Below are 23202 nucleotides of genomic sequence, written 5' to 3' on the forward strand. Positions count from 1 at the left end.
ACAGGCAGCAGCAGCCGGGGCACCCCGCACCGTTACTCCCCCCGCTTCTCCTGTCCGCACCCATCGCCCCGGCAGCTCTTCGCCCGCTGGCGGGAGCAAGCACCGGGCACGTCCGAGGCCGCCGCCGGGTTTCCGGAGCGGCAGCAGGCCCTCGAGTTGTCGCCATCGGTGCTGGCGGAGGCGGCGTGCTCGGCGAACTGCCAGGCCCCCCTTTGTCAGCACCGTGGGACAGAATCCCACCACAACAGTGGCCACGATGCGGTGCTCAAGGGGAAGGGGAAGTTGATGGGGGACGACATCACCTACCGAGGACCACTGGGGAGCTTAGCGCTGGCTGAAGCCGGGGCAGCGGGTTTCGATCCGGCAGATCTGTACCTCGCAGCAGTCAGCTGGTGGTCGGCAGCTGTCGCTCCTGCAGTGTCGCTCTCGGCCTGGCCGGGCCTCACAACAGTCTGGACCGCACTCGTTCATCGCAACACTCCCGAGGCTGACCCGCTCCTTCCCCTCCTGCAACGTCTCCTCGACGGCATCAGCCCACTCGCGGTGCACGCAGACGTGACAACCGAGAGGCAGTTCGACGCTGCCACTCACGCGACCCAACGAGCAGTCAATGCCGGCAAAGGCACCTCCAGCATGCTCCTGACGGGGTCCCCCTTCACCACAAACCGCGGCAGACCAAACCTCAGCTGGACTCTGCAAGGCCCCCTCCGCCTCGCATGGGAACGCGAACACATGCCGCCCACACGTGGGAAGGCTCGATTTCGGGGACCATCCGAAAGGCTCGCGCCTCCGGATGTCGCTTCACTCTGGACTCCGTCCATCGCCGAGTGGCAGGGATTCCAGGCCACAGACGCCGCCACGTACTCCCGCGTCCTGCATTTCTCCACCCGCCCGGTGGACATCCCGCCTATCTCACCGGAATCGGATACCTGGCAGGAAGAACTGGCCTTGGCATACGCATGGGCCTTCAACACCCGCCCTTTCCTGCGTTTCAGCAAGCAAGCCTTACGTCTTCGCAACGTGATCCGCAGAGTTGATGGCCGATGGGACGAGCCGGCGGACCCGCACGCCGACTTCTTTGTCCGCATCGACGACCATGTCGTCCGCATAGCCGGAACTCTCGCAGCATCCGAACGCACCACGGTAGCCAGCGCGCACGTAGAGGCAGCCTGGAACCTGGCACGTCGCGCTGTCCGAGACACGTCGCACCTCATAGACATGGACACCGATATGTGGTGAACAGCTCGGGGAAGGCGCACAGTTGGGCGCGGTAGCGAGCGGCGAGGGCGAGCGCCTCGTCCATGCGGCGCTGATTGGCGCGGACCGCCTCGGGGGTGCCGAGGGGGCCTTGCCCCTGCTAGAGCGCGAGGCGCAGCCCGCGTCCCGGGCCGGGCGGGGTCTCGGCGGCGAGGGCGGTGAGTACGCGGAGGGGAACGGTGTGCGGGGTCGGGGCCATGGCGGTCTTCGCTCTTCCGGTCGCGCGAGGGGAGCGGATCCCGTGCGGGCCCGGTCGACCGGGCCGGGTGGATACGGGTCCGTTCTTCTCGGATACCCCCGCGCCCGGGACAGTTGCCCCGCGACGGCCCTTCTCGTGTGTCCGAATCCCCGGCACGACGCAGGCCGCCCGGGCCTCTCGCCCCGCCTCACCCAGCAGACGACTCAGTGAGGACGTGACGAGCAAGTCGCGACAAGCACCGTCAACCGGGACGGGCGGAGGACCACATGCGGCCCGCCGCCCTCCAGGTCATCGACACCTGGCGGTAGCAGTGGGAGCCGAGTCCACGCTCTGCGTTCCGGCGGCCGGGCAGGGCGGGATTCCGATCATGGCCGGACGCCGTAGCCTCCCCTCGGCGCGATCCGTGCCCCGTGCACCAGCGTGACGAGGGCACGGCGTCCGCTTCCCGGAGGGCTCGCCTCACGCCGTGCCCAGGGGACGTCCGGCGCGGAACGATGTCGTGGTGAACGTCAGGGGGCTGACAGGGGTGTGCGCGGTGGGTGGAGGGTGAAACGGGAGGGGTACGGTCCCTTTCGCGTGTTTCGAATGCGATCCACACACGCGAGGGGGCTCCGCGGGTGCAACCGGCGGGACGCCTGCGTCGTCTGTTACTGCGGGCGGCGAGCCGTTCGCCGCTCGGCGGAGCGGGTCGGCGCGGGCGGGGGAAGTGTGTGTCCGGGGCCGCGCGCGGGGTGGCGGAGACGGGAGAGAGATCCCGTCCGGTGAGGTCGGAGGCGGTTACCCATGCAGTTCCTTGCGCGGCCCGTGGTGCGGCGGGGGACCGCGTCGCGTCCACGTCCGGAGCGCGCGGCTCCCCCGGGGTGGCGGGGGGTACGCGCGGAGGGGGCCGGGCGACCGGCCCTCCGCCGCCCGCCCCGCACCCCCTCCGGGCGTCCCTTCCCCCCTCCCCGTCCCTCCCGCGCCGCCACGCCTCCCGACGGCGACCCTGAGCAGTCCGACAGGTAGACCATGCACATTCCCCCCCTCACCCAGGCGCAGGGCGCCGCTTCCCCCGCGGGGGTGGCGACGGCCCGGCGGCGTCGGCTCTTCACCGGCCGGGTCGCCGAACTGCGGTTACTGCGGGAGTCGCTGCTCGGTGAGCAGCCCGGCTGTCAGGTGCTGTGGCTGCACGGCATGGCGGGCGTCGGCAAGAGCACGCTCCTGCGCCGCTTCGTGGCCGAGGCGAAGGAGGAGGGCAGGACAGTCCGCGTGATCGACATGCGCAGCACCGCGCCGACACCGGAAGGTTTCCTCGGCGCGCTGGAGGCGCAGGGGGCACCGGCGGGGACGGAACTGCTCGTCATCGACTCCGGGGAGTTGCTGGGCCCGCTGGAGGCGTGGCTGCGGGACGTGTTCCTGCCCGGCCTGCCCGCCGACCGGCCGGTCCTCGTGGGCGCGCGGCGGCCCCCCTCGGCCGAGTGGCGCACCGATCCGCAGTGGTGGGACCTGCTGCACACGGCCGTGCTCGGCGCGATGAGTGACGCCGAGTCGGCCCGGCTGCTGCGCGACCGGGACGTCCCCGAGACGGCCGTACCGGCCCTGACACGGGCCGCACACGGGCTGCCGCTGGCCCTGGCGCTCTTCGCGGAGGCGCGCCAGCGCTCGGAGACCGGGGGGGCCGGCCCTGGCGCCGCGCTGGAGGACGCGCCGGAACTCGTGGGCGAACTGCTTCGGCTGCTGCTGCGCGAGAACCCCTCCCCCACCAGGCGCGACGCCCTCGCGGTGCTCGCGCTGGCCCGGGTCACGACGGAGGAGCTGGTACGGCACACGCTGGGCGTGCCGGTGGCGGAGGCGCACGCGCTGGGCGACTGGCTGCGCGGGCTGTCGTTCGTGCGCAGCACCGCCGAGGGCCTGGTGCCGCACCCGCTCGTACGGAAGGCGCTCGTGGTGGACCTGCGCTGGCGCGGCCTGGAGAAGTACGAGCGCCTGCACCGCAGGCTGCACGCCCACCTGACGGAGCGACTGGCCCAGCGCACCGGGGGGCGCTGGGCGCTCGGGGCGGGGCTCGCGCACCTGGGGCGGGTCAACCGGGCGGTGCGGGAGGCGGTGGACTGGGAGGGGACGGACCGTCTGCACGTGCGCACGGCCCGCCCGGAGGACCTGGACGCGGTGCTGGCCGCGCTCGCGAAGGAGCACGGGCAGGTCGCCGCCGCGACGGCCCGCGCGTGGTGGGAGCGGCAGCCGTCCGCCTTCTCCCTCGCGGAGGACGGCGGCGGGCTCGTGGCCGTGCTCGTCGCCCCCTGGCTGGAGGCGGGCATGACGGGCCTGCCCGATGACCCGGTGGCGCGGGCCGCGCTGGCCCGTACCCGCGAGCGGGCCCCGCTGCGGCGCGGCGAGCGCCTGCTCCTCGCGCGGTGGAGCACGGGGCCCCCGGCGGCGGCGGCGTTCGCGCTGACGACGCTGTGGGCGACGGTGCCGAGGCTCGCGGTGAGCTGGACCTGCACGGTCCAGGACCTGCCCGGTCTCGCCCCGCTGCTCGGCCTCTACGGGCAGTTGCGCGAGGCCCCCGTACCGGGAGCGGAGGGCGAGGCGGTGCTCCCGTACGTACAGGACTGGCGGGGCACAGGTTTCGACGCGTGGGCGGCGGCGCTGTGCGAGCGGCTGCTGACGGACGATCCCTCGGCGCTGCCCGCCCCGGCGAGCGGCCCGCCGGGGGCGGAGCTGCCGTGGCCCGCGTTCGCGGAGGCCGTCAAGCACGCCTACCGCGACGCGCAGGACCTCCGGCAGCTCGCCGAGAACCCGCTCCTCGGCACCCGGCTGGTGGCGCCGGGCGGGGACGCGGCGGCGCTGCGCGACGTGCTCGCGCAGACGGTGGAGCAGTTGCGCGCGCACGCGGGGCAGCGGCAGCTCGGCGAGGTCCTGGAGATCACGTATCTGAGCGGGCCGCGCAGCCAGCAGGCGGCGGCGAGCCGGGCGCGACTGTCCTTCAGCACCTACCGGCGGCGGCTCTCGGCGGCGCTGACGAAGGCGGCCGAACTGCTGCGGGACCGGGAGCTGTACGGGACGGCGGCGCGGTGAACGCGGGGTGGCCGTACCGGGCACCGCCCGGCCGCGCAGGGGACGCGGTCCGTGAAAGACTCGCGCCGTGCGGATTCGCGCGAAAGGACGCGCGCCCCGCCCCCGGGGTGGGCGTGCCGCGCGGGCCCTGTCCAGTTCGTGCCCATCCCGTGCCCACCGCGTCCGGCGTGCCGCCCGGGGTTGCGGGCGCGCTGGTTGACTGGCGCACGGACCGGACGGGGGCGGGGCGGCAGTGGCGGAAGCGGGAGCGACCGGCTGCCAACAGTTGGACCATTGTTGACTTGGGGACGAGCGTTGAGTGACACCGAGCAGGACGACGCGAAACGACGACAGCGGGCCCGGTTCGTCGAGGCGCTGACGAAGACCGCCCAGCAACCGGGCGAACGCTCCCGCGTGGGCACCAGGATCGCCGGGGCCACGGCCCTGCTCGCGCTCGCCGCGGGCGCCACCCTGGGCCTCGGCGCGTGGCGCAGCTACCAGTCCGACGAGGACAGCAAGCAGCAGCACCTGGCCGCCCAGCAGCGGCGGATCAGCCCCTCGGCCTCCTCCTCGCCGACCGGCGGCCGGGAGACCGGGAAGAAGGCGCCGGCGAAGCACCCCGTCGCCGCCGGAGCGGGGGCGGGCGCCGCCCTCCCGCCCGTGGACACCGTCACCTCCCCCTCCCCGGAGGCGGAGAAGAAGAAGGAGGAAGCGCCGAAGGAGAAGAAGCAGACCACGCTCGCGGACGCGAGCCGTTCCCGCGTGCTGCTGAAGAACGCGCACAGCGGCATGTGTGCCGACGTCTCCGGCTACGGCAAGGGCGCCGTGAACCAGCCGATCATGCAGTACTACTGCGACGGCACCGACAAGGACAACCAGCTCTGGAGCATGTCGGCGCGCGGCGCGGGTCAGGGGCCCGGCGGCGCCGACCTCGTGCTGTTCGCCAACGTCAAGGACGGCCTGTGCCTGGACGTCCCGATGTTCGGGGCGCAGCCGCCCGCGACGAAGCTCATCGAGGCGCGCTGCGACGGCTCGACGCGGGACAACCAGCTGTGGTGGCTGGACCCGGTGGGGGACGGCACGGTGCGCGTGCGCAACTACGCGAGCAACCACCTGTGCATGGAGGTCAAGGACGACTCCATGGCCCGCGCCACGCAGCTCCAGCTCGACGACTGCGGTACGGACGCCGACAGCCGCTGGACCGTGGTCGGCTGACCCGGCAGCACCGGTCCGGGGCAACGACCCGGGCAGTCGCGAAGGCCCCGGCGGGGATCTCCCGCCGGGGCCTTCGCGTACGACGCCCCGGGTGCCGACCGCGCGGCGGCGCACCCGGTGCCGACCGCGCGGCGCACCGGCCCCGGGGGTGACCCCCGGGGCCGCCCCCGGGGGTCACCGCCCGCGCGGTCCCGGGGTGAGCGTGTCGAGCGGGAAGCCGGAGCCTCCGGTCCGCTCGGCGCAGCGGTCGGCGCTGAGCCGCCCGGCCGGGCCCGGCATGTTCGCCCAGGCGTCGCGTGCCTGCTGGGCGTGGGCCTGCTGGTCCCCGCGCAGGGCCTCCAAGCGCTCCTCCAGCCGCGCGCGTTCGCCGTCCAGGGTCTCGTACCGCGCGACGGCGTCCCGGTGCCTGCCCCGGGCCCTGTCGCGTTCCTGCCGGTTGTCGTCCATGACGCGCTTGGCGTTCGCGATGGCGCGGTCCAGGCCGCCGACCTCAGTGGTGAGCCGGTCCACCTCGCGCCGCGCGGTCCGCTCCCCCTCCTCCCTGGCGCCGAGCGCGCGCACCGCGTCGCGCTGCCTGCCCTCGGCGCGTGGGAGGGCGTGCGCGGCCGACTCCGGGGCAGGCGTGCCGTCGGGTGCGGGGGCGACGGCCCGCGCCGCCGCGCGCACGTCCTCGTCGGCGGCCGCGAGGTCGCGCTCCGCGGCGGTCACCTCGGCCTGCCGCTCCGTGAGGTCGCGCCCGGCCTGCCCCAGTTCCTCCCGTCGCGTGTTCCGCTCGGTGACGAGGGCGGTGTGCGTGTCGTGGGCGGCCGTGTACAGCGCCTCCGCCTCCTCCATCCGGGACTGCCGCTGCCGACGGTTCCCGTCCGCCTCCGCGACCTGCCGGCGCTGGTCCGGCAGGCGTGCGTCCAGCGGCTGCTGGGCCGCCACGGCCGCGGCCTCCCGGTCCACCGCCCGGGTGTACGCGTCGACGGCCCGGCGCAGTTGCTCCCAGCCGCCACTCGTGGCCGGGGTGACGTCCGCGAGGGAACCGTCGGCTTCGATGGGCCAGAACCGCAGCCCCGTGGTGCCGCGTACGGCCAGCTCCACACGGCGGTGGGAGATCGCGGCGACGCGGGTCCCCACGTAGAGCGCGTGCGCGAGCGCGGAGGCGTCCGGGTCGGCGCCGAGGTCGAGCCAGAACTGCACGGCCTCCTGCTCGGGGTCGATCCCGGAGGCGAGCAGGGCGGGCAGCTCGGTGACCGGCTCGGTGCGCCAGGCGCCGGGGTCCGCCGGGGTCCGGGCGGGCGCGGGGGCCGTCCCCTCGTCCGGCGCGGCGCGCCGCGCCCGGTCCTCGGCGGCCCGGCGTTCGCGGACCACCGAGGGCAGGTCGTACGCCCAGGGCACGGACGGCGTGGTGACGACGCCGTAGCCGAGCAGGTCGCGCTCCCCGGCCCGCACGGTGGCGCTGCCGGTCACCCACCGGACCCCCTCGGGCCCGGTCACGGTGACGACGACGTCGGCGTGCGCCAGGTACGTGTACGTGTCGCCCGCCGAGGTCGTGCCGTTCTTGACCCGGTTCTGGCTCCCGGTGGTCACCGAGCTGTCGCTGCCCCGGGTGGCGGGCTGCGCGGAGAGCAACGGCTGCCCGGTACCGGCCACATGGTCGTTGCGCGGCGTGGCGCTCAGTGCGAAGCGCTGCCCCAGCTCCAGGCCCCGGCTGTTGGTGGCGGTGCTCACGGCGACGCGCGTACGGGTCCTGGCGCCGTCCGCCGCGATGTCCGCCGCCCCCGGTGCGAAGGGGCGCGGGTCGTGCACGGTCACCTGGAGGGTGACGGGCGATTCGGTGCCGCTGATCACGGGCCAGCCGCCGGGCATCCGGGGGTGGAGGCCGGCCGCCGTGGCCGGTCCGGTCAGCGCCGCCGGGCGCCCGGACTGGGCGAGTTCGGTCAGGCGCGCGTTGCCCGCGTCGGGGTGGGCGTCGGCCGTCAGGCCCCAGTGGCCCTCGATGCCCGGCGAGACCGCCCGGATCGCCTCGGCCAGCTCCGGGAAGGCGTTGAAGTGGCTCAGCGGCGTGGTGCTCGTGGGCACGAACCGGGGGTGCGCGCTCAGGGTGCGCGCCCCGGCCGGGGTGGTCTCCTCCTCGGCGGGGGTCAGCAGCGGGTCGCTCTCCGTGACCCGCGCGGGCAGCGGGGTCCACTCGCGGACGCCGTCCGCCGTGTGCCCCGTGTCGGTCCGGGCGACGCTGTCGGAGCCCGCGAAGCGCAGCGCCACGTCGGCCGGGACGACCACCTCCTGCGCGGGTGCCCCGTGGATGAACCCGCTCAGGAACGCCGGGAGCCAGTAGCTCTCTCCCCGGTCCGCCATCGACGCGAGCCCCCGGCCCAGGAGGCCGCCGACCAGGTCGAAGAGCGATTCGGGGATGAGGCTGGTGCGCGCCGAGACGGTGAAGCGGTAGCCGACGCGGTCGAAGTCCGCGACGTTGTCGGAGCGTTGCCAGAAGCGGTCGTCGGCGGTGCGGTCGGAGCGCCGGGTGAGGGCGCGCCCCTGGACGCCCGAGGGCAGCAGGGACCAGCGGTCCCTGTAGCGGGACGTGCCCGGACGCGGGTCGCGCAGCCCGAGGTCGAGGAGCCCCGTGACGGTACGGGAGACGGTGTCGCTCTCCATCCTGTTGTCCGGGGCGTGCGTGTTCTGCTGCTCCACGCCCGTCTTCTCCCCGGCGGGGCGGCCCTGGATCTCGCGCAGGCCCGGAGTTTGCGCCTCGGGCTCGGCGCGCAGCGTCACCTCGACGAGGTGGGCGTCGGCGCGGGCCCCGTACCGGAACCACAGGCTGACCGAACCGCGTGTCGGCAGCGTCCGCAGAAGCGTCGGCGAGGTTTGGTCGGCGACGAGGGCTGCGACGCCGGGGAGGTGGGCGATGTTCCCGGGCCGGGTGACGCCGGATGCCACGCGCTCCACGAGCCGGGTGACCTCGTGCCACATGCGGTTGCGGCGCGGGCGGCGGGTGACCGGGTCGTCGAGCTGGGTGACCGAGAGGACGGCGCCGAATCCCGGCTCGCGCGTGCGGACGAAGTCGTCCGGGAGCGACACCGTGTACTGCGGTGCCGTCGGCACGACGAGCCCTTCGATCCCGCTGAACCACCGCGCCTCGCGGATGAGCTGCCCCGGGTAGAGCCGGAACTGGACGGCGCGCGGCACGTCGATGGCGAGCGTGATGTCGTTCCCGCTGCCGAGTCCCACCGCGTTGCCGACGACGTTGGCCGTGCCGTGCCGGATGGTGAGCAGCAGGGTGAGGTCGGCCGTGATGGGGTGCTGGGCCGCGCCCTCGGTGCCGCCGCGCACGGTTGCGCTGCTGGAGGACGTGTCCTCGACGTGCTCGCCGCGGTGCGTACGGGAGCCCGTACCGCCGATGTTGCCCCGGACGATGCGGGCGACCGTATCCTCGGGCGTGGGGCGGGGCGCGCCCCGCAGGCCGGTCACCCCGAAGGCGCGGGTGGTGGAGCTGCTCGTCGTACGTCGCTCGGCGGCGATGTCCGTGGCGTTCACGTCGTTCTGGCCGTGGGTGGCGAACTCCTCGTCGAGCGTGGGGTGGTGGAGGTATCCCTCCACGTCCACGGCGAGGTGCTGGTCGGCGCCGAGTCCCGGCAGGACGATCCCCTCGACGGTGTAGACGCCGTTGAGGATCTGGTGCGCGCGGCCGAGGAGGCTGGAGACCCGCGTCTGCTGGTAGGCCGCCTCGTTCGCGAAGGTGCCCCTGTCCCGCGGGTCCTGGCCCACCAGACGCTCGCTCACCGGGCGCACGCCCGGCAGGGCGGCGGCCTGCCGGGCCCACTCGGACAGCTGGCCGAAGGTGCCGCGTTCCGGCCGGCCGGGGTAGTCGCCGGAGGCGAAGAGGCGCAGAGCGGCCTGGATCGCCTCCGTGGCCCGGAAGAGGTCCACGTTGGATTCGTCGAGGAGCTTGGTGACGCCGGGCAGCGGGTTCCCCTCCTCGTCCACGAGCCCGAGAAGCGTGCGGTCGTTGTCCGCTCCGGTCCCGGTGCGCGGTGCGCGGATCGTGTAGCCCGGGGCCTCGGGGACCTCGGCGGGCGCCGCGTCCGCCGGGCGGGGCAGGGTGCGGTGGTGCGCGACGGCGAGCCGGACGACGACGGGCGCCGTGGCAGGCTGCGCCTCCCCCTGCGGAGGCACGATCCCGCCCTCGGGATCGGCGTCCTCCGTACGGGGCTCGGCGTCGGTACGGGGCTCCGCGTCCGTACCGGGCTCGGTGTCCGTACGCGGTGCGGTCTCCGTACGCGGTGCGGTCTCCGTACGCGGTGCGGTCTCCGTACGCGGTGCGGTATCCGTACGCGGTGCGGTATCCGTACGCGGTGCGGTATCCGTTTCCGGGGCGAGGTCCCTGAGCGGGACGGTCTCGGTGCCGGGCGGGACGTCCCTGAGGCCCGGGACCTCGGTGTCGGTGTCCGTACCGGCGGTGGTCACCGGCCGGGGGGCGGCGTCCGTCGCGGGGCGCGGTGGCGCCGGGGGCTCGGCGAAGCGGGCCACCGGCACCTGCGAGGTGCCCTGGTAGAGGTCGAGCGCGAGCCGGGCGGGTACGGCGAAGATCTCCGTCCCCCCGCTCTTGCTCGTGTTGGCCTGCTCGCTCGCGACGGCGGAGCCCGCGGTGGCGGAGCGCGCCCACGTACGGGCGTAGGTGCCGTCGACGAGGTAGTCCACCGACCAGTTTCCGGCGGGCTGGCGCGGGCCTCCGCCGATGCTGAGGTCGAGACCGAGCGCGGTGGACCGTTCGCGGGTGCCGCGCGCCTCGTGGGAGCCGGTGGCGACGGTCTCGACGTCCGGCAGCCGCAGCTCGTGCGTCGCGGCGGGCGGTCCGGTCTCCCCGGTGCGCGGGGTGCGGTCCCGGGTGATGGTCATGCGCAGTTCGACACGCGTGCTGCCGCCCGTCAGGCCGGGCAGGTCCAACCAGACGGGCCTGCCGCCCTCGACGCCGTCCGGGAGCGCGGTCGCCCGGCCGATGCCGGAGCGCAGCTGCTCGAACCGTTGGAGGTTCACCAACTGGGCGCGGGCGCGCCGCCGCTGGATACGGCCCTCCCAGGGCTGGTGCTCCAGCGACGGCAGGTAGTGGAGGGCGCGCAGCCGCGCCTCGGCCCGGTCGAAGACCTCGTCGGCCCCTTCGAGCGAGAGGGGGACGGCGGTGTACCCGATGGCGGAGAGGCTGTCGAGGTGGGGCGGCAGCCCGCGCCGCTCCTCCTCCGTGGGCGCCGCCCCCGCGACGGTGTCGTGGGGCAGCAGCCGCAGTTGGACGCTCTCCTCGCCGCGCGCGATCCGGACCGGACCCTGCGTCCCGCCGCCCGCCCGGACGAACGTCACCTCGTACGTGAGGTCCGCGGGCGTCAGCAGCTGACCGCTGGAGGTGGTGAGGCCGTGCATCATGCCCGACTTGGCACCGGTGTTGAGCGCGTCGCCCGACTGCCAGGAGGGCGCGCTCCTGAACTGGAACCTTCCGCCCCAGTGGTCGGCGGCACCGGGGTGGCCCTGCTCCGTCCGGGAGGTGAACATCGGGGCGAAGGCGACGCCGATGCCCGCACCGCTGACGACACGGGCCGAGCGGTCGGTGCCGGAGCTGTGCGTGAAGCGGACCTCCAGCGCCTTGTCCCCGTCGGCCGTCCGGTGGTACGGCGTGCCGGGCGTGACGACGGCGCGGACGAGGACGAAGCCGATGACGGTGCCGTCGGCGTCAGTGAGGAGCGGGGACGTGACCCCCCGGTCGCGCTGGAGGTGCAGTGAGCCGCGTGTCAGCTGCTCGTCCAGGAAGTCCTCCAGAGCCGCCCGGGACTCCGCACCGAGGTCGCGCTGCGCGGGAAGGTCCTCATGGTCGAGCACCTGTCGTGTCAGGAGGCCCGCGTCGAGGATGTCCTCGACCCCCCACAGGGGGAAGGTGTCGAGCCCGGCGGCGCGCGGCAGTTCGGCGGCGTCCCCTTCCGCGCCGACCCGGTTCCCGGGGAACCAGACGTGCAGCGGGCCGTGGACCTGTTCGGTGTCCCAGCCGTCGGCGGCGGCCGGTTCGGCGTCCACGCGGACCTGCCAGGCCCCGTCGAACCGTACCGAACGGGCGTCGTCGCCCGCGCGCTGGAGGATCTTGACCGAAAGGCTCTCGCTGACGCCGATGTTGAGCGAGCGCTGCCGGAGCGTCAGGCTGGGCGCCACCGTGACGGAGACCCAGCGCAGCGGTCCCGAGGCGACCTCGGGGAGCGCGAGGTAGGGCAGGGACACGGTGCGCGCGGTACCGGAGTTCTGCGCCGACGTGAGGGTCTGGACGCCCTCGCTCTGCCGCTCAAGGCGCCGCGTACGGGGCAGGGACCGGCTGACACCGGTACGCGCGTCGGGGCCGGGCCCGGTCAGACGCAGGCGCACGTCCACCGTGCGTTCCACGTCACCGACGGGCACCGTGACGCGGTGGCCCCGGGGGCCGCGGACCGCCGGGAGGTTCCCGGCGGTCTCGGTGGAGTCGAGCACGCGGTCGAGATGGGCGCGCACCGCCTCCTCGTGCGGGCTTCCCGCCTCGACACCGAGCGCGGCCATGACCTGCTCGCGCAGGCCGTGCAGGACCTCGTCGGAGGGCACCTCGTAGGCCACGAAACCGACCGAGCCGTCGTGCCGCGCACCGTAGGTCTGGATGTACGGCGAGAAGGCGGGCACCGTCTCCGTTGCGACGGGCGGCGCGACCGTCGTGGTCTCGTCCTCGACGGGCGGTACGACAGTCGTGGTCTCGTCCTCGACCGGCGGCACCACCGTCCTGGTCTCGTCCTCGACCGGCGGCACCACCGTCCTGGTCTCGTCCTCGACCACCGTCTCCGTCGTGGTGCCGGTCTCCACGGGCGGGACCGCTTCGGTACGGGGCTCGGGCAGCGTCGTGCGGGCGGGCGGCGGGGTGGGGACGGTCTCGGCCGGGCGCGGGTCCTCGCGGACCGGGCGGGTCTCGACGCCGAAGAAGACCTCGGGCGCCGTACGGCCGGGCGGGGGCGCCGCCGCCGTACGCACGGGGGGCGTGGCTGCGACCGCGCGCGCGGGCTCCCGGGCGGCGGCGTCGGCGGGCTCCGTCGCGAGCCAGGGCGAGGTGTGAGGAGGGGGGTTCTCCTGGTGGAGCAGCACTGCCGCGCGGCCCTCGCGCGGACCGGCGGTCCATGTCCTGCCGTCCGGCAGCAGCACGGTGAGGCGCAGGTTCAGTACGGGGGCGGCGACCGCGAGGGTCAGCCACTCGGACGCGCCGGGTCCCTGGCCGGTCCGCACGCCCTGGACGAGGGCGTCCGGCTCACCGGCCGGGAGGAGCGGGGTGCCGGGCCGGGGGCCCTCCGCGGGCAGCCCGAGCGTGCGTTCCGCCGGGGGCACGGCGAACTCGGTGGCGAGCGCGCTCGCGAACCCTTCGCGCAACTCACCGGATGTGGCGGGTCGTTCGCCCCGCGAGAGCCGGCCGCTCTCGACGGGGGCGACGGCGGTCAGCACGTCCACGAGCGTGTCGCCGCCCGCCAGGATGTGCACCGGCGTCAGCCCGTGCTCCTCCAGGTAGGCGTCCGGGGAAACGGGGACATCCGCCACGGGAGCGGGCACCTCCTCCACCGGAACGAGGACCGGAGCACGCACCTCCTCCACCGGAGCCGGAGCGCGGTGCTCGTCCAGGGGGGCGGGGGCGGGGGTCTCCGTCTCCTGCTCCTGCTCCTGCTCCTGCTCCTGTCCGGGCAGTGTGCCCCGCCGCTCGTGGTCGTCGAACGCCCGCACCATCTCCTCGTACCTGCTGACGAGCTCGGCGACGCGGGAGCGACCGGGCGCCGCCTCCCGTCCCGGGGCCGGGGCCGTGGGGGTGGGCGTCGGCGGAGCGAGCAGGACGCGGGAGGAGGGGTCTGGGGCCGCGCGGCCCGGGGCCGGGGGCGCCTGGCGCACCGCGTCGCTTTCGCGGTGTGCGGGGAGCCGCAGCGTGCCGTTGCCCACCGCGCTGAGCATTCCGTGCAGCGTCCCGGCGGTCAGCGGGCCCGCCGCGCGGCCCGACTGCTGGGCGTGGGCCTGCGTAAGGTCCTCCAGGACCCGCCATGTGAGCGGCTCGGCCCCCTCCGCGCCGCCCTGCCACAGGCGTTGCTGCTCCAGCGCGCCGAAGTCCGAGACGAGAGCGAGAAATTCTCCCTGGCGATCGGGGCGCGTGTCGATGTCGAAGCCGAAGGTCAGGCGCAGAGCGCGCACCCAGCGCAGGACCCGGGTCGTGCGCCGCGCCACGTCATCGGGCAGCCCGGCGTGGTCGGCGAGCGCGATGAGGCGGTCCACGAGGGGTTCCGGCAGGAACTGGTGCCAGTCGTACCGGGGCCGGTCGGGGTCGTCGGTCTTGATGAGCCCCGGGGGGTGCTGCTCGTCGCCCTCGTCGAGCGCGACCAGCGCGTCGGAGGCCACTACGTGGCGCCGGGTCTGGTTGGAGACCTCCTGCGCCGCCGCCGGGCGGACGAGCGGGTCCGAGCCGGGCCGCACCATGGCGATCTCGCACCACAGGAGCCACAGCGGCACGTCCGGGCGCAGCCGCTGCACGCTGGGGCGGCGGCGGAGCTCGCGGCCCAGTTCCGTGGGCGCGACCTGGTGGTTGCGCCCGGTGCTGTGCATCGGCAGGACGACCCGGCCGCCCTCGCCGTGCCCGAGGGAGACGTACGCGTCCGCGAGTCCGCGCGGCAGCAGCATCAACGGGCCCCGCCGGGCGGTGGAGAGGCCGGGAATCGCCTCGCTCTCGTTGTAGTAGTGCATCATCTCGGAGACCATCCGCAGCGCCTCCTCTCGGCGGGCGATGTCGGCCTCGTCGAGAAAGGCCCGGCCGGTGAGCTCCTGGCCGTCCGAGGTCACGATGGGGTACGAGCGCACGTCCGAGTCGGGGTACGTGGAGCCGTCGCTCGCCGTCACCCGTCCCTCGGGCCCGGCCGGTACGAGGCCCGGGTCGCTCGGGAACCACGAGCCGACCGGTACGGGCTGCTCGTCCGGCTCGGGCGGCGGGAAGGCGAAGGCGCGGGCCCCGTCGGGCACCGGCTGGAGCCGGAAGGGGCGGGTGACGCCCCAGGCGCGGGTGGCCGTGCCGTCCGCGATCAGCCGGGACAGACTCTCCGACGTGCCGCCCTGACGGGGCCCGACACCCACGGCGACGGGTGCCTCGGGGGAACGGTCGGGGTCCTCGGCGACGAGCGCGGCGAACTCCTCCTCGTCGAGCGGGACCGTCCCGCCCCCGTTGACGGCCACCAGGACGCGGCCCGTCTCCTCCTCGCGCTCGGCGACGACGACGTGCGGGTGCTCCCCGGACCAAGGCGCTGGGGCGGAACGCAGGTTGCCGTCCGCGCCGGGGCTCAGGACCTGGCCGACGTCGAGCGTCAGCCCGGCGTGGCCGGTGAGGTTGCGGCCGAGGAAGTTGCCGGAGGCGTCGGTGAGGACCGAGGCGGGGCCCAGCGCGCCCATCCGCCGCACGCGGTAGGCGACGAGCCCGGGGAGCCCGCCCGCCCAACCGCCCCGGGCGGCGCTGGAGATCGTCTGGAACAGCTCCATGCGCCGCTGCGGGGTGATGTTCTCGGCCGGGTCCGTCCGCAGGACGTGACGGGTCACGGTGTCCAGGTCGAACGGGACGCCGCTGAAGCGCGAGGTGGCCCCGTACGCCCCGACGAGCGTGTGCAGGGCGCCGTACAGCCCGGAAAACTGCCCGGTCTGCTCGATGCCGGGACCGAAGGCACGTCGCAGCACACCCACGAGCCGGGGGTCGAAGGCGGGGCGCGTCGCGGTGCCCTCCCCGGCGGGCGGGGCTAGCCGCTGCCCGGGGGTGCCGGGCGCGGTCCGCCGCCCGGGGGTGTTCTGCCCGGCGCCTCCCGGCGCCCCGTCCCGGCGTACGTCCGCCGCGCCGTCCTCGCGCGACGCGGCGGCGGGCTGCCCGGCGAGGGGCGTGGAGGAGGTGTCCGCGGTGCCTTCCACGCGGCCCCAGAAGGCCCGGAAGTTGTTGAGCACGACGGGGTTGTCGAGCCCGTCGCCCGCGGCCGGGCGCCCCGGCCCGTAGACCCGCTGGAGCAGCGGCAGCAGCGCCGGGTCGTGCTGTTCCACCCAGTCCGCGCCGTTGTTGCGCCGGGAGCCGGACAGCTCGTCCACCCCGGCGTTCGCGGCGTGGTAGGCCGTCGTGAGCTGCGCGAAGTACTCGTGCGCGTCGGAGGAGGAGTAGTTGGGGAAGCGGCCGTCGGGCCAGTGCACGGTCTCGCCGGCCGCCTCGGCGGCCCGCTTCGCCTCGTAGACGTCCTTGATCCACTGTTGGTCCGCCGGGTCGAGCACGGACTCGACGGCGTGCGCCCACTCGTGGCGGGCGCTGGAGTAGCCGTCCGCGTAGGTGCCCGCGCCGTGGACGGCGGCGGGCTCGCCGAGCAGGTTCTCCTCGGGCACGCCCGCGTAGCCCCTGGCGAAGCCGCCGCGCGCGGTGCCGAGGGAACGGCCGGGGGCGCCCTGAAGGCCGTGGAAGGCCTCAAGGCCGGTGAACGGGACGTCACGGGGCACCACGAGGAGCTGCCGGCCCCCGGTGAGGAGCGCCTCGGCGACGTCGGGGTCGGCGGTCATCTCCCCGACGAGGCGCTCGGCCTCGGCCCGCGAGTCGGCGGGCTCGTGGACGCCCTCGGGCACGACGACGAGCCACTCGGCCGCCAGCTCCCGGAACTCCTCGCCGGTCAGCGCCTCGCGCATCTCCCGTACGAGACCGGGGTCGGCGACGAGCGCGGCGCGCTCGCCCGGCGAGAGCGCGGCCACCCGCGCGGAGCGTTCCGCGGCGGGGAGGCGGGGCAGCTCCGCCGAGAGCGTGGCGAGCTCGGGCGGCAGCCCGGCGCCCGGCGCGGGCACGGCGGGCCGGGGCCGGGCGGGCGCGTGGCGCGGCGCGGTGACCGGGGCGGTACCGGCGGGCGTGGCGGCGGCCGGGGCGGGCCGGTCGAGGACCGGGGCGGGCGGCGCGGGGCGGACGGCGGGGCCGACGGGTGGCAGGCCACGCCGGACGCGCGCCTCGTTGTACGTGGTCAGGGAGACCTCGGCGAGCGCGTCTGACTGGGTGAGGACATCGACGTCCCGCGAATCGACCGGCGCGTAGGACCGCACCTCGACGCGGACCACTGACGGCACGATGCGCGGCCGTCCGTCCTCGTCCGGGTTGCTGTCCAGCGCGTCGAAGTTGGAACGGACGACGAGTGCCTCGTACTGGTCCACGACGCGGTCGGGGTGCTCAAGGAGCAGGTTGTCGAGGTACTCCCCGACCGTGGCGCTCTGTCCCCTGCCGACGTCCCGCAGCCGCTGCTCCAGCGGGTTGCCGTCGAAGGGGACGGCCGCGACGAAGTCCTGCGCGAGGACGTCCGCCTGGTCCTCCAGGAAGGCGCGGGGCACGGGGCCGAGCCCGGCGCGGACGGCGGCGAGGGAGTCGCGCGAGGTGGCGGCCGTCCAGTCCTTCGGGTAGTTCGCGCCAGGGGCGCGGCCCCGCAGCGCCGCTACGACCTGGGCGAAGCCGAGGGTGAGCACGCCGACGAGGTCCGGCGCGTCGAAGGCGGTGACCTGCGCGCGCTGTGCGGGGTGCGCGTCGATCCAGCGCGCGAATCGCTCGCCGCCCCTCTCCCCGTACGCGATCGCCCGGTCGCTGTCCGCGTGCGCGGCGCCGAGCGTCTCACCGGCGGCGGGGCGCATCCGGCCCCGCACGTGGCGGAGGAGGGGCACGAAGCCGGAGAGCGGGACGGCCACCGTGTGGTGCACGAGGATCTGCGCGGACGGGGACGGGTTCTCCTGGAGCCACAGCTCCGCCGCGTCGTCGTCGACGACGTACCCGTGGGACGCGGGGAAGACGCCCGGGAGGCGTGTGCTGCCGACGGCGTGCGTGATGCGGTGGAGCGAGTCGAGAAAGGCGTTGGCCACCGCCTCGGGCTCGGCCCGCCCGTCGGGCGCGCCGTGGACCAGGGAGCGGGTGGGGGCCGAGACGATCTCCAGGACCGGCCGGCCGCCCGCACTGTCGAGGGTGATGTCGAGCAGGCCGGGGACGTTCACGATCTGTTCGTACGTCTGGTGGCTTTCCCCCCGGGGCAGTCGCACCCGCATGAGGTGGACCTCCACCTCGAACCCCCGGGCGGGGCCGTAGCCCTCGGCCTCCTGCTGGTGCGGCGGTACCGGCACCAGCGGCCGGGGGCTTTGCCGGCCCATGTCCCGAATCGAGCGCCGGGTCGCGGGGGCGGCGGCGGTCAGCGCCGTGCCCCGGTCCACGACCGCCTGGCCGAGGCGCGCGATCGCCTCGTCCCGCGCGCTCCTGCCGCTCTTGGAGTCCTTCCACGCCGTGATCGCCTGGAGCACCCGCGTGCGGTGCGTGGCCTCCTGCTCGCCGCCCCAGCCGTTGACGAGGGCCCGTACGGCCAGATCCACCGCCTGGAGCGGTTCGGAGCGGCGGGAGCTGCCGGACTGCCGCACCCAGCCGGTGATGATCTCGGGCGGCGTCTGCCCGGCGGCCACCGCCGGTCGCGCGTTGATCACCGGGCCGAACGGGCCGGCGTCGCCCAAGGACGCCTGCCCGGGAGCGAGCGGCGCGAACCGCACCTCCTCCGAAGCCGGCGGCACGGAACGCGTCCCACGGGACGACTGTGCGGGGGTGTCGGGGGCGGGGGTGGTCATGGTGGGGGGCTGCTCCACCGGGTCGGGGGTCTGCTCCACCGGGGCAGGGATCTGCCCGGAATCGCCGGGAATCGGCTTCAGGGCGCCCGGAACGGGCCTTCCCGTCCCGGGCGTCGGCTCCACCACATCGCCCACCGGCTTGCCCACCTCAGACGTCGGCTCCACACCACCCGCAACCGGCCTGCCCGTCACAGGCGTCGGCTCCACCGTGTCCGGGGTGGTCCTGCCCTCCTCGGGTGCCGGTTTCGGGGACACCTGTCCCCCGGTGCCCGGTTCGTCGCGTACGGGGCCGCTGTTCGTGGCGTGGTCCGACGGCGCGGCCCGCTTGGCCGCCTGGATCTCCTCAAGACGCTCCTGGAACTTCCCGTGGAACGCGCCACGGTCGCCACCCGGACTCCAGGCGGCCTCCGCCCGCTTGCCCCAGTCGGCGGCCTCCTCCGGGGACATCCCGGAATCCCGGCCGATGTCCCGCACGCCCTGCCCCCACTGCTCCGGGGTCCGTTGTGCCACGCGCTGGTCGATCTCACGGTCCAGGAGACGGCTCGCCACCCCGTCCTCGACGCGGCTCCATCCGTTCTCGTCCCCGTGCATACGCGCCTCGCGGTACGCCTGGCCCCACTGGGCCGCCTCGCGCGGGCTCAAGCCCTGACCCCGGGCGAAGCGCTCCATCGCCTCGCCCCACTCGTCCGGCGTCACCTGCGCGACGCGGTCGCGCTGCGGGCTCGTGGTCTCGGAGCGGAGGTTCCCCTCGGGGGAGAACTCGTGGACCCCGTGGCGGTTCCAGCGGGGCACGCCCTGGCTCTCGCCGAGAAGGCCCTGCCCCTGCAACAGCCCCTCGTAGACCTGGTGTCCGGACGGGGCCTGCGGCGTCTCCGTCCCCTTCCCGGGCTGGGGAGCGGGCGCCGGGGCGTCCTCCGCCACGGCCGGTGCGGGCCTGCCGCCCTCGGTACGGTCACCACCCGCCTCGCGCTCCGGGACGGGAGGCGCGGCGGCGGTGTCGCCGTCCTTCCTCACCGGGACCGGGGCGGTGTCGTCGCCGTCCTTCGTTCCCGGGACCGGGGCCGCGTCGTCGCCCGTACGGGCGGGCGGTGCCGTGTCCGCCGGGCCGGTCTCCCGGGCCGGGGCGGGGCCGCCGTCCGCGTCAACGCCCTTGTGCTCGTTGATCGCGTCCCACAGGTCGCCGCGCCCCTTGTCGTTGATGGCGCTCCACAGGTCCGGACGGCGCGACGGCTCGGGGTACGCGGTCGCGACCTGTACGTTCTTCGGCTGCTCGGGGACGAGACCGTCGTCCCCGCCCAGGAAGCGCCAGGAGCCGTCCCCCAGCTCGTCCTGGTCCGAGTCGCGCCCCGCGCGCCTGTCGCGGAAGTCGTCCTCGCCACCCCCACTCCCCGCGCGCCTGTCCCGGAAGTCGTCCTCGCCACCCCCACTCCCCGCGCGCCTGTCCCGCGAGCCGTCCTCGCCGCCGCCACGCCCCGTACGCGTGTCCCGCGAACCGTCACCGCCGCCCCGCGTGCCGCCGGGGCGGTCCCCCGGGGTCGTCGCCACGCCGTCCGACACCTCGCCGCCGGTTTTCGGGCCGCTCGTGACGTCCGGGCCCGCCGAGGCGGAGGTGTCGAGGTCATGCGGCACGTACGCCGAGTGGTCCAGTTCGTCGAGGCGCGCGTCGAGGTCGTGCTCGACGCGGGCCAGGGCGTCCTTGTCGCCCGAGGACTCCGCCTCCTCGAAGCGGTCGAACCAGTTCTTCCGTTCGCCGGGCGTCATGCGGACGCGGTCGCCGCTGCCGACCCCGGTCTTGGCCCGGTCCTTGTTCCAGGCGTCGATCCACTGGTCGCGGCGCGCGTCCGTGACGGCCTCGTTCCAGTCCGAGCCCGCCTTCGCGCGCGCCCCCGGGTCGCCGGAGGCCGCGGCCTTCGCCCACTGGTCGGAGAGCTGCTTCGCGTCCTCGCCCGGTACGCCCTGGTCCCGCGCGTACTTCTCCATGGCGTCCGCGCGCCTGTCGATCCACTCGGGGCTGTCCGGGACCGGTCCGCGCGCCGCCTCGTCCAGTTCGTCGAGGCGCTTGCCGTAGTCGTGCTCCGCCTGGGTCACGGCGTCCTTGTCGCCGGAGTCCTCCGCACCGGCGAAGCGCTTCTGCCAGTCCTTCAGCTCCTCGCGCGGCATCTTCCCGCGGCCTCCGTCGGCGCCCTTCCCGCGCCCGGCCCGGTCCCCGATCCACTCCTTGAACTGCTGGTCGCGGCGGGCGTCCCCCACGGCCTCGTTGTACTTGTCGACCGCCTTCTGGCGGGCCCCCGGGTCGCCCGACAGGCTGTCCTTCGCGTACTGGTCGGAGAGCTGCTTCGCCTCGGGCGCGGGTACGCCGTGGTCGCGGGCGTACTTCTCCATCGCGTCCGCGGTCTTCGCGATGCCCTCGGGGCTGTTCGGGGACGGCTTGCTCTTGACGCCCTCCAGTTCGTCCATACGCGCGTCGTACGCGTCCTCGACGCGACGCTGTGCCTGCTCGTCGCCCGAGGCATCCGCGTCCGCGAAACGCTTCTGCCAGTCCTTCAGCTCCTCGCGCGGCACCGGGGTGCGGCCACCGCCGCCCTTCCCGGCCGTCTTGGAACCGTCGGCGCCGTCCGCGCCGGAGCCGTCCTGGCGCCGCCCGCCGCCCGCCGGGGGCGGGGCCGAGTGCGTCTCGTGCCCGCCGCCGGGGCGGGGGGTGGTGGACCCGGGCTCCTCACCCGGCGGGGTCGTCCGCGGGTGCTCGTCCGTCCCGGGGCGCTGCCCGGGGGCGGGCGTCTCCGCCGGATCGTGCGATCCGGGCCGCTGTCCGGGTACGGGCGCCTCCGCGTGATCGCCCTGCCCGGGACGGGCACCGGGGCGCGCCCCGTCCCGCGTGCCGGGTCCGTCCGTGGCGCGCCCGCCGCCGCCCGGCGGTACCGCGCCCTGCTGCTCGCCGCCGCGCGGGGTACCGCCGGGCGCGGCGGGCTGCCGCGCCGGGTCGCCCGTGGTGGCGTGGTCGCCACCGGAACGCCCGGCGGGGGGCGGCGCGACGTGATCCGTGCCGGACCCGGGCCGTACGCCACCGGTCACGCCCTCGGCCGGATTCCCGCTCGCGGGCGGCCGTCCCGTCCCCTGGATCCCGTCGCCGCCACGGCTCCCCGTGTCGGTGACACGCGAACCGGGCCCCTCGGACCGTTCCCCCACGGGGGGCGGCACGGAACCGCCCGTCTCCGTACGCCTTCCGCCGTCGCCGTGCGGAACGGGACCGCCCGCGTCCGTCCCCTCGGACCGCCCGGGCCCCGGCCGCGCGGGCGTGCCGGCGTGCGGTGTCTGGTCGGGAGCCTCGCCACGGGGAACCGGCGTGGACCGCGAACCCTGGTCCCGCACAGGCGGATTCGGCGCCGCCGATTCGCCACGCGGCCCCTGCGACTCCGCACGATCCCCGCCAGGACCCCCCGGAACCGGCCGACCCGGCGTCTCCGAACCACCCACCACATGCGGCTTCCCCGACTCCGGGGCGGGCGGCGGCACCGACCGCGAACCCTGGTCCCGCACAGGCGGGTTCGGCGCGGCCTCCGTACGCGGGCCCTCGCCCCGTACCGGCGGGTTGGGTGTCGCTGAGCCGGTGCGGGAGCCCTCCCCGCGCGGGGGTGCGTCCGAACCGGCGCGATCGCCGCCGCCCTGCGCGCCCGGGACGGGCTTGCCGGGGGTCTCGCCCGCCGTGACGGTGTGAGGCTTTCCCGGCTGCGGGGCCGGGGTGGGCGGCGGGGCCGTACGAGAACCCTCGCCACCGGCGGGTCGGTCGGACGGCGTGGGGTGCGAGCCGCCCTGCGGGTTCGGCCTGCCGCTGAGCGGGACCGGGGCCCCGGTGGGGGTGTGGGTGCTGGAGCCCTCGCCGCGCGCGGGCGGCGGCGGCATACCGACGTCGCCCGGACGGCCGCCCGCCGGGCCACTGCTCGTGGGGTGGTTCTCCTTGGCGGAGACGCCGCCCGTGACGGGGGGCGCGCCCTCGCCCTTCCCCGGGCCGCCGGGGACGGGCACGGTGTGGTCGCCGCCGTGGCGGGTCTGGGCGGGCGGCGGCGTGAAGGTGTTCTTGCCGCCGCTCCCACCGATGGGCGCGAACCCGTCCGAGCCGCCCGGCTTCGTCACCGGCGGCGAGTGCGGCGGCGGGCTGCCCGCCTTCGGTACCCCGTCGGGCGTGATGCCCTTCGGGACGCCGTGGTAACCGCCGAGCCCTCCGGCGATGCCGCCGAAACCGCCGCCGATGCCGAGGGTCAGCGCCTCGGCGCCCCAGTCGATGTCGTAGTCCGTGTGCGCGATGGCCGCGCCCGCCGCGCCGATGCCGAGGTCGAAGGCGAGGCCCGAGGCGGAGCCGATGACGGCCCCGCCGATCGAGCCGACCACCGCGCTGCCGATGGGGCCGAGCCGCCCCACCATCGAGGCGATCACCGGGATGAGCCGGGCGATGAGCTGCCCGATCATGGCGAGCAGACCTTCGAGGAGCGGCCCGAGGTAGAAGAAGACGGCGCTGAAGATCGCGCCGAGGATGTCCGCCCACATCATGGCGTTGAGCTTCTTCGCGTACTCCTCCGCCGCCTCGTGGAGCTTGTCCGCGTACCGGTTGATCGACTGGCCGATGGTCCAGGCGGTCTCGATCGCGTCGTCGAGGTTCTTGGCGGCCGCGTCGGACCAGGCGAGACGGGCCGCGTTGCCCGCCGCGCCCTTCCACTCGATGCCCTCCACGTGCCCGTTGACGGCGACCCGGCGCTCGTGGAGCTCGTCTCCGAGCTGAATCCAGGCGTTGCCCAGGGCGTAGATGTCCTCAAGCTTGATGGTGTTGAGTACGGATTCCGCGGAAGCCATGGGAG

4 protein-coding genes are annotated in these 23202 nt (G+C 75.3%); 3 read left to right on the forward strand and 1 reads right to left on the reverse strand.

From position 1 onward, the window contains the following. Positions 1–894 precede the first annotated feature (894 nt). The 3 genes from OG520_RS04850 to OG520_RS04860 all read left to right on the forward strand — a co-directional run bounded on the left by OG520_RS04850 (position 895) and on the right by OG520_RS04860 (position 5707). Positions 895–1239, forward strand: coding sequence for a hypothetical protein (locus OG520_RS04850; RefSeq protein WP_406012304.1), 345 nt, complete (start codon positions 895–897; stop codon positions 1237–1239). Between the two features lie 1225 nt (positions 1240–2464). Then, positions 2465–4513, forward strand: coding sequence for a hypothetical protein (locus OG520_RS04855; protein ID WP_406012305.1), 2049 nt, complete (start codon positions 2465–2467; stop codon positions 4511–4513). A 294-nt stretch (positions 4514–4807) separates the two neighbouring features. Continuing rightward, positions 4808–5707 (forward strand): RICIN domain-containing protein, encoded by a 900-nt coding sequence (locus tag OG520_RS04860; RefSeq protein WP_406012306.1) that lies wholly within the window; start codon positions 4808–4810, stop codon positions 5705–5707. A gap of 174 nt (positions 5708–5881) precedes the next feature. Here OG520_RS04860 and OG520_RS04865 read toward each other — a convergent pair whose 3' ends face one another. Further along, complete coding sequence (locus OG520_RS04865; RefSeq protein ID WP_406012307.1) at positions 5882–23197, reverse strand: hypothetical protein; 17316 nt, start codon at positions 23195–23197, stop codon at positions 5882–5884. Between the last annotated feature and the right edge of the window lie 5 nt (positions 23198–23202).

The sequence above is a fragment of the Streptomyces sp. NBC_00984 genome (assembly GCF_045162475.1).
In the GTDB taxonomy this organism is placed as follows: domain Bacteria; phylum Actinomycetota; class Actinomycetes; order Streptomycetales; family Streptomycetaceae; genus Streptomyces.

What these genes read in the sequence shown, in the direction of transcription:
- OG520_RS04865 (WP_406012307.1), bottom strand. Translation starts at nt 23,197, where the DNA reads ATGGCTTCCGCGGAATCCGTACTCAACACCATCAAGCTTGAGGACATC.
- OG520_RS04855 (WP_406012305.1), top strand. Translation starts at nt 2,465, where the DNA reads ATGCACATTCCCCCCCTCACCCAGGCGCAGGGCGCCGCTTCCCCCGCG.